A 12,750-nucleotide genomic window follows, 5' to 3' on the forward strand; every position below is an offset into this window, starting at 1 on the left:
AGAGCTCCAAAGGCTCAGCCCGTCGGCCCCTCATTCATCGAGGGCCGACGGGCTGGCATAAATCAATGTCTTGTCGAGGCCTTGAGCCTCTGCAGTTCATCCTTCAGGCGCAGTTTTCGACGTTTAAGGTCCGCGATCTCTCTATCGTCAGACGACGGGGAAGCAAGAATACTTTCGAGCTCCTCCTCCAGAGCACCGTGTTTCTTTTCGAGCGATGCAATATGAGCCTGAATGGTCATGCGGCACGTCCTTCCTTTTTGAACCTACCTCCAGCTCTCCATCGCTGGAGTTTCAGGTTTACGACGGCAATGTGACACGGATCGCGCCGCTTGTCGAAGGCGAAATGAAGGCAATAAGTGGGCAATTTGGTCGCAAGGGATAACTTCCCGTTACCGCGATTTGATGATAGAGGCTCGTGAACGATCACAGACGCGCCGGAGCCGATCCGGCTGGCATAAAATGGGGATGACGAGATGCCCGATCAGGACCAGGCGGACATCAGGCTCACGCTGGCGCGGCTGCGCCAGGAGCATGAGGATTATGACGCGGCGATCAACGCGATGATCCAGACCAGCTGCGATGCGCTGAGAATACAGCGCATGAAAAAGAAGAAGCTGGCCGTCAAGGACAAGATGACCCAGCTCGAAGACCAGGTCATTCCCGATATCATCGCCTGAGCCCGGAGACATTACGTGACAGCAGAAACGCCCCCCGTCGCCATCATCATGGGCAGCCAGTCCGACTGGGAGACCATGAAGAACGCCGCCGATACGCTGGATGCGCTCGACATCGAATACGAAGCCCGCATCATTTCCGCCCACCGCACCCCGGACCGGCTTTATGACTTCGCCAATGGCGCGAAGGACGAAGGCTTCAAGGTCATCATCGCCGGTGCGGGCGGCGCCGCCCATCTGCCTGGCATGACGGCCTCAATGACGCCGCTTCCCGTCTTTGGCGTTCCGGTTCAGTCCAAGACCATGTCCGGCCAGGACAGCCTCTATTCCATCGTGCAGATGCCCGCCGGCATTCCGGTCGGCACGCTCGCCATCGGCAAGGCCGGCGCGATCAATGCGGCCCTTCTTGCCGCCGCGGTTCTGGCGCTGAGCGACGACGACCTCGCCGACCGGCTGGATGCCTGGCGCGCGCGCCAGTCGGCGGCTGTCGCGGAATATCCCATGGACAGCGCCCAGTGACGACAAAAGTGATGGCAAAGACGACCAACCTGACTATCGGCATCATCGGTGGCGGGCAGCTCGGGCGTATGCTGGCGATGGCCGCAACCCGCCTCAACCACCGTACCATCGTACTTGAACCGCAGGCCGATTGTCCGGCTGCGCAGGCCTGCAACGAGCAGATCGTGGCGGAATATGACGACGAAAACGCGCTTGCGGAACTCGCAAGCCGTTGCGATGTCGTGACCTACGAATTCGAGAACGTGCCTGTTGCGGCCGCCGAAAAGCTCAGCCTCTCCGTTCCCGTCTATCCGCCTCCGAAAGCGCTCAGCGCCTCGCAGGACCGGTTGACGGAAAAGCGCTTCCTCAATGGCTGCGGCATCCCGACTGCTGATTTCCGTGCCGTGGACAGTCAGGAAGAGCTGGAGGCCGCATTGGCCGCCTTCGGTGGCAAGGGCGTTCTGAAAACCCGTCGCATGGGTTATGACGGCAAGGGCCAGCGACTTTTCCGCGGTGGAGAAGACCTCGCAGGTGCCTTTGCGGCGCTCGGCGGCGTGCCGCTGATTCTCGAGAGCTTCATCTCCTTCGAGCGGGAAATTTCGATCATCGCCGCCCGCTTCCTGGATGGGACCGTCACCTGTTACGATCCCGCCGAGAATGTCCATCTGAACGGCATTCTACACACGTCCACCGTTCCGGCCGCACTTTCCGACGCCGCTAGGGAAGTTGCCGTGCAATCGGCGGAAAAGCTTCTGGCCGCGCAGGATTATGTCGGCGTCATCGGCATCGAGTTTTTCGTCCTGCCGGACGGTTCGCTGGTCGCCAATGAAATGGCGCCGCGCGTTCACAATACCGGCCACTGGACGGAGGCGGCCTGCGTAATCTCGCAATTCGAACAGCACATCCGCGCCGTATCGGGCCTTACTCCCGGCAGCACGGATCGCCATTCGGATTGCGTCATGACCAACCTCATCGGCGACGACATCGACGATGTACCGGCATGGCTGTCGAAAAAAGACTGTCTCGTGCATCTCTACGGCAAGACGGAAGCACGGCCGGGCCGCAAGATGGGCCATGTGACCGAGCTTTTGCGCACAGGAAAAGCCTAGTCTTTTAAGGCAAAGACACGGGCAAGTGTTGACAGGCAGGGCTCAAACAGGTATCTGCCTGCCAACCGAAAAGAGCGCGCCCTGTTGCGCGCTTTTGATTGTTTGAATAGCACGGCAAAATCCGTGCAAAACTGCGGACCAGTAAAATGAAGATCAAGAATTCGCTTAAAGCGCTTAAGGCCCGTCATCGCGATAACCGCCTGGTTCGCCGCAAGGGCCGCGTCTACATCATCAACAAGCAGAACCCGCGCTTCAAGGCTCGTCAGGGCTGATTGACCGCGACTGCGGTTCGCGATGTTTCGCAGATCACTTTGTTGACAGTGCAGAAGTTTGCATTTGATATTGGGCGCAGCCGGGTTAAGCTTTAACCCATGCGCCCAAATAGTTTTTGCACAGCACTCATTCTCGCTCAGGGCTTCCTGTTTTCAAGCCTCCCTTTTCCGGGAATGGCTGCCATTGCCCACGCGGCGGACGGGCAACCGCCTGCTCTTGCGGACTCCGCGCCTTCACCCGCCAAGACGATCGACACGCTTTTCGCATCGCTGAAAAAAGAACGGAATGCGGTCAAGGCGCGCAGCATCGCCAACCAGATCGCCTCCGAATGGAATGATTCCGGCAGCGCAACGGTCAACCTGCTGATGCAATGGGCGAGCGAAGCCGCCGACGAAAAGCGCAACGCCGCCGCTTACGATTTTCTCGACCAGGTCATTCTGCTCGATCCGGACTATGTGCAGGCGCCCTATCGCCGCGCCATGGTGCATTTTGCCGATGGCGACACCCGCAAGGCGATGGCGGATATCAACCTGACTCTGGAAAGGGAGCCGCGCTATTTCCCGGCGCTGGCAAGCCTCGCTAACATCCTCGAAGCCTCGGGCCGAGACGAGCTGGCGCTGAAGGCGTGGGAACGTTATCTGGCGCTTTACCCCGCCGACAAGGACGCCCGCAAGGAGGCCGTCGACCTTTCGGAAAAGCTGGCCGGCACGCGCGGCTGAATTCGCAAGATGCTCAAACAAAAATCGCCGCAAAAGCGGCGATTTTTCATTGAGGCGTTTCCAGCCGATCATTCCATGCCGAGCGCGGCCATATAGGTCTGGAGAATGGTTTCTTCTTCGATGCGCTCATTGGCATCCTTCTTGCGCAGGCGGATGATGGTGCGGATCGCCTTGGTGTCGTAACCACGGCCCTTCGCCTCGCCCATGACATCCTTGATATCACCCTGTATGGCGGCCTTTTCTTCTTCGAGGCGCTCGACGCGCTCGATGAACTGGCGCAGTTCCGCGGCGGCGACGGTTTCGGTGGTGCTGGTATCGTCCATCATGTCATCCTTCATTGGCGGCCCGCATGCGAGCCTTGTTCATTATTTCCGGGCGAAGCTTTCGCCGGTCGCTGCCGGCAGGCAGCAGAATTCCGGCCTGTGAACTGCCCACTGAAAGGCGTCGCGTCAAGTCGTTTCCGTCGATCGGGGTTATTCCCTGGGCCTGTTCTGCTCAAAGGCGGCTTTCTGGGCATCACTCGCCTCCGCCTGATATTTTTCCTTCCAGTCATCATAGGGCATGCCGTAGACGATTTCCCGGGACTCTTCCTTGCTGAGCGGAACACCGGCCTCTTCGGCCGCTTCCCGGTACCAGTTGGACAGGCAGTTGCGGCAAAAGCCGGCGAGATTCATCAGGTCGATGTTCTGCACGTCGTGGCGTTCGCGAAGGTGCTGCACGAGACGGCGAAATGCCGCCGCCTCGAATTCGACCTGCCGATTGTCGTTCTCATTCGTCATGGCAAAACTCCAGGCTCAGTAGGGACCGGTGCGGGAGGCGAACTGCTGATATTCATGCAGGACGGGATCGTCGTTCATTGCGGCGAAAATGGGAGCGAGCCGGTCCGACCATTCGGCGATCCCCCCTTCATTCGCAATCAGATCCTGCCGAACCTCGAGAAGGGCATGCGGTATGCCCTTCGTCATGCAATGGCGATACATGGTATCGCCCTTGAGCGCTCCGTCATAGGGTTCGTTGTCACCGACGAGGATGTCGCCCGTGGCCCGCAGATGCGCCAGAAGCGGATCGACCGCACGATGATCCGTATCCCACAGAACCGCCGCATGCCACGGCCGCGGCGTTTCCTTCCAGAATGGCGTGTAGGAATGCAGCGACAGAACCAGCGGCGCTTCTTCCGAGGCCTCGGCCACGCCGGTCAGCACACGATCCACGGCATTGTGATAGGGCCGGTGGAAAATCTCGATCCGCCTTTGCCATTCCTCGTCCGAAATCGGATGATTGCCAGGGATGATCGCCCCGTCGGAAATCTTCATGATGAGAGTGGGATCATCCTCGCCGCGATTCGGATCGATCAGCAGCCGGGAAAACCGCCCGAGCACCGCCGGCACGCCAAGGCGTGCGGCAAGTGAGCGCGTCAGCCCCTCTATACCGATATCAAATGCGATATGGCGATGAAAAGCGGTTTGCGGAAGGCCAAGTTTGCCGTAGTGTGCCGGCAGGAGGTTCATGGCATGGTCCGCCAGAAGAACCATGCCTTTGTCATAATCGCCTTCTATGATTTCATAGGGTATGAAGTCGTTCATCGATGATTTTCTGGGGCAGGATTGAGGAGAGAAGCTTGATGGCATGGCTTGAGGCCGGGCGCAAGTTGCGGCGAAAGAACAGCCATCTACCTTATCGCACTCACGATCCCACGAACAATATAATCGATTAAAATCGCGTTGACTTTCTTGGGCGGCCACGCCAAGAAGTGTGTTCATTATAACCATGGAATCCGGATGGAAGCCGTGACTCAGTCATCTCTCGCTCTTCCTCGCCACTTTCGGCATATCGCCCGTCTTTTTTCCGCAGCGGCATTGTTTCTGACCCCGTTCATGATCGCGGCGCCCGCGCATGCGGATTTTCGCGTGTGCAACAGCACGCAGAACCTCGTGGGGGTCGCAATCGGCTACCGGGCACAGGAGGGCTGGGTCAGCGAAGGCTGGTGGCAGGTCCCCTCCTCGACCTGCGCGACGTTGATCGAGGGTGAGCTGCAGTCACGTTATTATTATCTCTATGCCGAAGATGCCGCCCATGGCGGCCGCTGGACCGGTGACGTCAACATGTGCGTGGCGGAAAACGAGTTCAAGATCAACGGCGTGGACGATTGTTTTGCCCGCAGCTTCCAGAGAATGGGTTTCAAGGAATATGACACGGGCAGACAGGGCAGCTGGATGGTCCAGCTCTCCGATACGCCAGGCACACAGGGAAATCAAAACTGATGAAGCGTAACCGCAAAGTCAAAATTCTTGCAACTCTCGGCCCGGCCTCTTCCGAAGAGGCGATGATCGAGAAGCTGCATCTTGCTGGCGCAGATCTTTTCCGGATCAACATGAGCCATGCGAGCCACGACGTGATGCGGACGCTCATTCAGCGTATCCGTTCTGTCGAGAGCCGTACCGGCCGCCCCATCGGCATTCTGGCCGACCTGCAGGGTCCCAAGCTGCGCGTCGGAAAATTCGCCGAAAGCAAGGTCGAGCTCGTTCCGGGCCAGACCTTCACGCTGGACAATAACGACACGCCTGGTGACAACACCCGCGTTTTCCTTCCCCATCCGGAAATTCTCGAGGCGGTCAAGCCCGGCCATCGCCTGCTGATCGACGACGGCAAGCTGCATCTGCGCGCTGAAAAGAGCGACGGCAAGAGCATCGTCACCACCGTCATTTCCGGCACCCGCATTTCTGATCGCAAGGGCATCAGCCTGCCCGATACGCTGCTCGGCGTCGGCGTTCTGACCGACAAGGACCGCGTCGATCTCGACGCCGTTCTCGCCACCGGCGAAGTCGACTGGGTGGCGCTTTCCTTCGTCCAGCGTCCGGAAGACCTTGCCGAAGTGCGCAAGATCGCACGCGGCCGCGTCGGCCTGATGTCCAAGATCGAAAAGCCGCAGGCTGTCGAGCGCATCGAGGAAATCATCGAACTTTCCGACGCGCTGATGGTCGCCCGTGGCGATCTCGGCGTCGAAATGCCGCTGGAGGCCGTTCCGGGCATCCAGAAGCAGCTGACCCGCGCCTGCCGCCGCGCCGGCAAGCCGGTCGTGGTAGCCACGCAGATGCTGGAATCGATGATCACCGCACCTGTACCGACCCGCGCCGAAGTCTCCGACGTCGCGACCGCCGTCTTCGAAGGCGCAGACGCCATCATGCTTTCTGCTGAATCTGCCTCCGGCGACTACCCGGTCGAAGCGGTTTCCACCATGGCATCCATTGCCAGCACGGTGGAGCAGGACCCCTATTATTCCAATATCATCTATGCGCAGCGCGCCCAGCCGGAACCGACCGGCGCCGACGCCATTTCGCTTGCCGCGCGCCAGATCGCCGAAACCCTGAAGCTTGCGGCAATCGTCACCTATACGTCCTCGGGCACGACCGGCCTGCGCGCCGCGCGTGAGCGGCCACAGGTTCCGATCATCGCGCTGTCGCCGATCATCCAGACCGCCCGCCGCCTGTCGGTCGTCTGGGGCCTGCACTGCGTCGTCACCGGCGATGCCAGCGACCTCGACGACATGGTGAACCGCGCTTGTCGGATCGTGGTTTCCGAAGGTTTCGGCAAGCCGGGCGATCGTATCATCATCTCCGCAGGCGTGCCCCTCGGCACCCCGGGCGCGACCAATATGGTCCGCATCGCCTATATCGGCTCGGACGGCCAGAGCGGCGTCTAAAGCTTCAATATCCAGCATAAAAAAACCCGCCGGTAACGGCGGGTTTTTTGTTGGCCTCTCGGCCGTCTTACCTACGAAAGCAGGCTCAGTGCATCTTCACAGGCGTGCTGAAGCGGCTGGATTCGATGGCAACGGCACCGGGCTTGAAGCTCGCCGAGGTCGCGGACGCCGACATGTCGTTGCTGAGCATGCGGTTGGCGACAACACGCGGCGCCTTTACCGAGCGCCCGGTCGTACCCTTGTTCTGATTGAGCGCCCAATCCGAAATCAGATCCTGCGTCAGGCGTCCACCGCCCACCATGGCTTGCTGGGAAACGGCGGCATCCTGCCTGCTCGGGCGCGAACCCTTGGTCGGCATGCCGGCGCTGAGGCCGCCATTGATGGCAGGCTTCAGGTCGAAAGCATCACCGAAGCCAGCCTGCGGTTCAACCTTGGCCGTTTCGGCGGGTGCGACGGTAACCTTATGGTTGACGGCGGCCGGGAATGGCGCGGCTGTCGGCATGGCAGCCGACTGGACCTGCGACCGGGCGGCCTGACCGCTCTGTTCAAGTGCGGCAACCACCGTCGGCGAAAGCGTATCCTCCTGCGCCTCGGCGAGATCGTCCTCACCTTCAGGGTCGGCATTGGCCGCCGCCAGCAGGGCTTCCGCCACGGCCGGACGATTGGCAGGAACCGGAACAGAGGCGAGTTCGCCGGTCGCAGCCGGTGTCGCACCATCTGCGGACGCCGTCAGAATCGATCCTTCCGCATCACCTTTCATGCCACGCGGCCCAAGAAGTGTGGGCACCGGCACGGATACTTCAGCTAGATCGGCAAATTGCTGGCGCTCGGCCGGCGCGGAAGCCGGAGTCGGCGTGGTCGCTGCCTGCAGGGCATCCTGTGCGGCATTGCGGGCCGGCGAATAAAGCGCAGTCGCAAGGCCGGTATTGGCCGGCGGCTGGTTACCGAAGGCAGGTCGAGCCGTTGGCAGCGGTGCATCGTTCACGCCGGGAAGCGCCTGTGCCGAAGCAACTGCAATGGTGGGTTCAGGCTCCGGAGCCGCCTGCTGCGGAGCCGCCGGACGGGCGACAGCCGGGCGTTCTGCGGGCTCCGGCGCTGCGATGCTATCGGGATCTTCATCCTCGTCGCCACCACCAAAGAGCGCCTGCAACAGGGTCTTGCGCTTGCCGCCGCCAGATGAGGCAGGGCCGGCACCGGCGCTGGAAGCAACCTGAATGGAGGAGGAGCTGACGCGCTTCTTGTAATCGGCAAGCGCCTGCTCATAACCGGGAAGCGGCTTGCCGTCGGAAGGAAGATGCAGCGTATTGCCGTTCGGGAAGATGCGGACGAGTTCCTGGCGGCTCATGCGCGGCCAGGCGCGAACGCCGCCGACATCCATGTGCACGAAGGGGGAGCCCGACGTCGGATAGAAACCGACGCCACCGATCTGCATCTGCATACCGATTTCACGAAGGCGGGCAAGCTTCACACCGGGGATATAAAAATCCATGGCCTTGCCGAGCATATGCTGGCTTTTTTCCGCGACACCCTTGGTGCGTGTCCGCAGCAAACCGTTGGTCTCCGGCGAGCGGAAGGCCGAAACGACGTTGATATAGTCGGTCGCGCCGCTGCGGCGATAAACTTCCCAGACGAGATCGAAAAGGCGCGGGTCCATGCGTGTCGGCTGGTTGCGCCGCCAGTCGCGCAGGAAGCGGTTCAGCTCCTGCAGACCTTTCTGGTCATATTTTCCATTGCGCTTGAAGGTGATGACCGCCTTCTCGCGTGTATGGATATAATACAGTTTGAGGCTTCGCGTCTCGGCGGCGGCTTCCGTCGCCGAAACACCTACGAAAGGCATTGCGGCGAGCATCAGGCAGGCAAAGGTGACAGCGCGCGCCGACAGCTTCGTGCATATATCCTTGATCAAGCCGCGCGCGATCTTAGTCGAAAGCGCGTTATTCCGATGCAGATATGGCAATTCGATCCCCGCCTGGAAGACAATTTCTGTCACATTGCCTCAAATGAACGTCAAATACGGTGACACGATGGCAAAATTGCCACACACATACAACCTTCCTCTACATAGTGAATCAGCCACTAACAAGAGGTTTATAGACGGTAAGCGGATATCCTTGCTCAGAAGTTAACGAATTTACGATCTGCCTTCGAATGCGGGGTTTGTGCGCTCAGGCTGCATCTCGAAGGGGATCGTCGGGATCGATGCCATAATCTTTCAGCTTTCGGTAAAGAGTCGAACGGCCGATACCAAGCTTTCTGGCGACCTGGCTCATCTGCCCGCGATAGAAGCGCAGGGCGAAACGGATGAGCTCCTCCTCGATCTCGGCCAGTTTGCGGATGTTGCCCGATTCATCCATGCTGGAGATCAGGTTTCCGCCCCGGTAAATGGTGGTGGAAATATCCGACGGCTCCTCGATGACGGCGTGGTTTTCAGCGGCCGGTGGCGGGGCCGGCGAATAGGCCGCAAGCTTCAGCGACGCTCCAGATGGTGTGCGGATGACATCGTCCGCATCATCGCCGGTCGAAAATTCCGGCAGCTGAAGCGCGATCTGCGGAAAATCGGAATCCGACAGTTCCTCGCCCTGTGAGAGCACTACCGCACGGAAGACGGCGTTTTCGAGCTGGCGGATATTGCCCGGCCAGTCATAGGCCGTCAGCAGCGCCAGCGCGCTGGCATTGAGGCCGACGGGATTTGGCAATTTCTGTTCTGCCGAAAAGCGCTCGGCGAAAACCCGCGCCAGATGGGGAATATCTTCCTTGCGGCGGCGCAGCGCTGGAATGGTGATCGGGAAGACATTGAGGCGATAATAAAGGTCTTCGCGGAAGCGACCTTCCTTCACCTCTTCGATGAGGTTCTTGTTGGTGGCGGAGATCAGCCGCACATTCACCTTCTGCACGCGTGCGGAGCCGACGGTTTCAATTTCGCCCTGCTGGACCGCGCGGAGCAGCTTCACCTGCACGTCCAGCGGCAGATCGCCGATTTCATCGAGGAACAGCGTGCCGCCATCCGCCTCCATGAATTTGCCGACATGTTTTTCCGTCGCGCCTGTGAAGGCTCCCTTTTCGTGGCCGAAGAGGATGCTTTCCACGAGATTATGGGGAATGGCGCCGCAATTGACGGTGATGAACGGCTTGCTCGCCCTGTCGCCGGCCGACTGGATGGCGCGGGCGACCATTTCCTTGCCCACACCGGATTCGCCTTCCAGCACCACGGGAATGCTGGACTGGGCGGCGCGCTGCGCGAGTTCGATGACCCTCAGCATTGCGGGGCTTGCGGAAACGATATCGGTAAAATTCACTGCATTGCTCCGTCCGCGCCGGCCCGTGCGGGCCTTTGCCTCTCTCCTGTCGAGCTTGAGCGCATTGGAGATGGCAGCGCCGATCCTTTCCGGCGAAACCGGCTTGACGACAAAATCGAAAGCGCCGGCGCGCATGGCCTGCACGACGGTATCGATGCCGCCCTGCCCCGTCTGGACAATGACGGGAACATCGGTGCCGAGTTCGCCGATAGCTTTGAGAAAGGTAAGCCCGTCCATTTCAGGCATCATGAGGTCGAGGACGATGACATTGATCTCGCCGCTATATTGCTTGAGCAGTTCCAGCCCCGCCTTGCCGTTTTCGGCGAGCAAGGCGAGATGCCCATAACGTTCCACCGCATTTTTGAGCAGGCGGCGCTGGACGGGATCATCGTCTATCACGAGAACATGCGCGGTCATTTTTAGCTCCGGTTTCCGGTTTATGGACCTGCTTCATGCGGTCCCTTATTCCGCACTCTGGCATGGGAGACTTGAACATCCAGTTTTGAGAATTGCTTGCATTTTATCCATTGCCGCGGGAAACAAGGTCCCCATATGCTTCGCACGCATAATCAGAAGGACACGTTCGATGACCCTCAACCGCCCTACCCCGCAACCCGTCTTCTCCCTTGCCGAAACTGCCGGTCCGGCGCTTGGCGACCTGCCCGGCTGGAAGCTCTCGGACCTCTATCCGTCGGGTGATTCGCCGGAATACAAGGGCGATCTCGACAAGGCGGCGTCGATGGCGGCGGCTTTCGAGAAGAAATGGAAGGGCAAGCTTGAAGCAGCCGCGAAGGCGACGGGCGAAAACGGCATCGGCGCCGCGCTCAAGGAATATGAAGCGCTGGACGATCTCATCGGCCGCATCGGCTCCTTTGCCGGGCTCACCTATTTTTCCGATACGTCGAACCCGGCAAACGGCAAGCTTTACGGCGATGCCCAGGCAAAGCTGACGGATATTTCCTCTCACCTCCTGTTCTTCACCCTTGAGCTCAACCGCATCGATGACGCCACGATGGACGCCTGCATGGCGAATGACGCCGCGGCGGGTCACTACCGCCCATGGCTGGTGGATTTGCGCAAGGACAAGCCGCACCAGCTCGACGACCAGCTGGAGCAGCTATTCCTCGAAAAATCGATGACCAGCGCGGCGGCCTTCAACCGCCTGTTCGACGAGACGATGGCCGATCTGCGTTTCGACATTGACGGCGCGAGCCTGCCGCTGGAGGTGACGCTCAACATGCTGCAGGAGCCGGAGCCGGAAACCCGAAAAAAAGCGGCTCAGGCGCTGAGCGCCACCTTCAAGGACAATCTGCGCGTCTTCACGCTCATCACCAACACGCTTGCCAAGGACAAGGATATTTCCGACCGCTGGCGCAAATTCGAGGATATTGCCGATAGCCGCCATCTCGCCAACCGCGTCGAGCGCGAGGTGGTCGATGCCTTGGCGGCGGCGGTCAAGAAGGCCTATCCGCGCCTCTCCCATCGTTATTACGCCATGAAGGCGAGATGGCTCGGCATGGAACAAATGAATTATTGGGACCGCAACGCGCCGCTTCCCGATACGTCGAACACCATCATTCCCTGGGATGAGGCAAAGGACACCGTGCTTTCCGCCTATGGCAATTTCGCCCCCGAGATGGCCAATATTGCCCGCCGTTTCTTCGATGAAGAGTGGATCGACGCCCCCGCCCGCCCCGGCAAGGCGCCGGGCGCCTTCGCGCATCCGACCGTGCCCTCGGCTCATCCTTACGTGCTCGTCAACTATCTCGGTAAACCGCGCGACGTGATGACGCTTGCCCATGAGCTTGGCCATGGCGTGCATCAGGTTCTGGCCGGGGAGCAGGGCGCACTGATGTGCTCAACACCGCTGACGCTTGCCGAAACTGCCTCCGTCTTCGGGGAAATGCTGACTTTCCGCAAGCTGCTCGACGACACGAAAGATGTCCGGGAACGCAAGGCCATGCTCGCCCGCAAGGTCGAGGACATGATCAACACGGTCGTGCGCCAGATCGCTTTTTATGAATTCGAGCGCAAGCTGCACACCGCCCGCAAACAGGGAGAACTGACCTCCGAGCAGATCGGCGAACTGTGGCTGTCCGTTCAGGCCGAGAGCCTTGGTCCGGCAATCCGGATTTCCGAAGGCTACGAGACATGGTGGACCTACATCCCCCATTTCATTCACTCGCCGTTTTATGTTTATGCCTATGCCTTCGGCGACTGCCTGGTAAACTCGCTCTACGCGGTTTACCAGAAGGCCGAGACAGGTTTTCAGGAGAAATATTTCGAGCTTCTGAAGGCGGGCGGCACCAAGCACCATTCGGAGCTTCTGAAACCCTTCGGCCTCGATGCGACCGATCCCTCTTTCTGGGACAAGGGGCTTTCGATGATCGAGGGACTGATCGACGAGCTGGAAGCGCTGGATAACAAACAGGCTTAATCTCTTCCGCCGGCAGGGCTATCCTATTTCGGACAAGCTTTGCC

Annotated in this window: 14 protein-coding genes; 8 read left to right on the forward strand and 6 right to left on the reverse strand. The window is 59.9% G+C overall.

Annotation, left to right across the window (positions count from 1 at the left end; translation table 11 throughout):
• Positions 1 to 62: 62 nt before the first annotated feature.
• Entirely contained in the window at positions 63 to 239 is a 177-nt protein-coding gene (locus tag F3H58_RS17015; RefSeq protein ID WP_003506164.1) for a YdcH family protein, read from the reverse strand.
• Between the two features lie 234 nt (positions 240 to 473).
• Between F3H58_RS17015 and F3H58_RS17020 the strand changes: the two genes are divergently transcribed.
• The 5 genes from F3H58_RS17020 to F3H58_RS17040 all read left to right on the forward strand — a co-directional run bounded on the left by F3H58_RS17020 (position 474) and on the right by F3H58_RS17040 (position 3,273).
• The gene (locus F3H58_RS17020) at positions 474 to 677 is read left to right on the forward strand and encodes a YdcH family protein (RefSeq protein ID WP_003497661.1); all 204 of its coding nucleotides are present in this window, start codon (positions 474 to 476) and stop codon (positions 675 to 677) included.
• 15 nt (positions 678 to 692) lie between these two features.
• Positions 693 to 1,193, forward strand: coding sequence for a 5-(carboxyamino)imidazole ribonucleotide mutase (purE, locus tag F3H58_RS17025; protein ID WP_149743001.1), 501 nt, complete (start codon positions 693 to 695; stop codon positions 1,191 to 1,193).
• Positions 1,194 to 1,204: 11 nt separating this feature from the next.
• The gene (locus F3H58_RS17030) at positions 1,205 to 2,281 is read left to right on the forward strand and encodes a 5-(carboxyamino)imidazole ribonucleotide synthase (protein ID WP_149743002.1); all 1,077 of its coding nucleotides are present in this window, start codon (positions 1,205 to 1,207) and stop codon (positions 2,279 to 2,281) included.
• 146 nt (positions 2,282 to 2,427) lie between these two features.
• Positions 2,428 to 2,553 (forward strand): type B 50S ribosomal protein L36, encoded by a 126-nt coding sequence (gene ykgO, locus F3H58_RS17035; RefSeq protein ID WP_003497670.1) that lies wholly within the window; start codon positions 2,428 to 2,430, stop codon positions 2,551 to 2,553.
• A gap of 99 nt (positions 2,554 to 2,652) precedes the next feature.
• Complete coding sequence (locus F3H58_RS17040; RefSeq protein WP_149743003.1) at positions 2,653 to 3,273, forward strand: tetratricopeptide repeat protein; 621 nt, start codon at positions 2,653 to 2,655, stop codon at positions 3,271 to 3,273.
• Positions 3,274 to 3,341: 68 nt separating this feature from the next.
• Here the strand turns inward: F3H58_RS17040 and F3H58_RS17045 are convergent, their stop codons facing one another.
• The 3 genes from F3H58_RS17045 to F3H58_RS17055 all read right to left on the reverse strand — a co-directional run bounded on the left by F3H58_RS17045 (position 3,342) and on the right by F3H58_RS17055 (position 4,856).
• Positions 3,342 to 3,599, reverse strand: coding sequence for a DUF2312 domain-containing protein (locus F3H58_RS17045; protein ID WP_020812069.1), 258 nt, complete (start codon positions 3,597 to 3,599; stop codon positions 3,342 to 3,344).
• A gap of 147 nt (positions 3,600 to 3,746) precedes the next feature.
• On the reverse strand, positions 3,747 to 4,052 hold the full coding sequence (locus tag F3H58_RS17050) for a DUF1244 domain-containing protein (RefSeq protein WP_149743004.1): 306 nt from the start codon (positions 4,050 to 4,052) through the stop codon (positions 3,747 to 3,749).
• Positions 4,053 to 4,067: 15 nt separating this feature from the next.
• Positions 4,068 to 4,856: an N-formylglutamate amidohydrolase gene (locus F3H58_RS17055; RefSeq protein ID WP_149743005.1), complete on the reverse strand. Its 789-nt coding sequence runs from the start codon at positions 4,854 to 4,856 to the stop codon at positions 4,068 to 4,070.
• A gap of 291 nt (positions 4,857 to 5,147) precedes the next feature.
• Here F3H58_RS17055 and F3H58_RS17060 point away from each other — a divergent pair, with 291 nt between their 5' ends.
• On the forward strand, positions 5,148 to 5,534 hold the full coding sequence (locus F3H58_RS17060; RefSeq protein WP_020012242.1) for a DUF1036 domain-containing protein: 387 nt from the start codon (positions 5,148 to 5,150) through the stop codon (positions 5,532 to 5,534).
• Positions 5,534 to 6,973 (forward strand): pyruvate kinase, encoded by a 1,440-nt coding sequence (gene pyk, locus F3H58_RS17065; protein ID WP_065656511.1) that lies wholly within the window; start codon positions 5,534 to 5,536, stop codon positions 6,971 to 6,973. Before F3H58_RS17060 ends, pyk begins: the two co-directional genes overlap by 1 nt.
• 85 nt (positions 6,974 to 7,058) lie before the next feature.
• On the opposite strand, the gene F3H58_RS17070 is transcribed toward pyk, so the two are convergent.
• Complete coding sequence (locus tag F3H58_RS17070; protein WP_188128961.1) at positions 7,059 to 8,963, reverse strand: peptidoglycan L,D-endopeptidase MepK; 1,905 nt, start codon at positions 8,961 to 8,963, stop codon at positions 7,059 to 7,061.
• Positions 8,964 to 9,138: 175 nt separating this feature from the next.
• Complete coding sequence (locus F3H58_RS17075) at positions 9,139 to 10,686, reverse strand: sigma-54-dependent transcriptional regulator (RefSeq protein WP_003520377.1); 1,548 nt, start codon at positions 10,684 to 10,686, stop codon at positions 9,139 to 9,141.
• A 169-nt stretch (positions 10,687 to 10,855) separates the two neighbouring features.
• Here F3H58_RS17075 and F3H58_RS17080 point away from each other — a divergent pair, with 169 nt between their 5' ends.
• Complete coding sequence (locus F3H58_RS17080) at positions 10,856 to 12,706, forward strand: M3 family oligoendopeptidase (RefSeq protein WP_149743006.1); 1,851 nt, start codon at positions 10,856 to 10,858, stop codon at positions 12,704 to 12,706.
• The last annotated feature ends 44 nt before the right edge of the window (positions 12,707 to 12,750 follow it).

This window comes from Rhizobium sp. NFACC06-2 (assembly GCF_900101425.1).
GTDB lineage: Bacteria > Pseudomonadota > Alphaproteobacteria > Rhizobiales > Rhizobiaceae > Agrobacterium > Agrobacterium leguminum.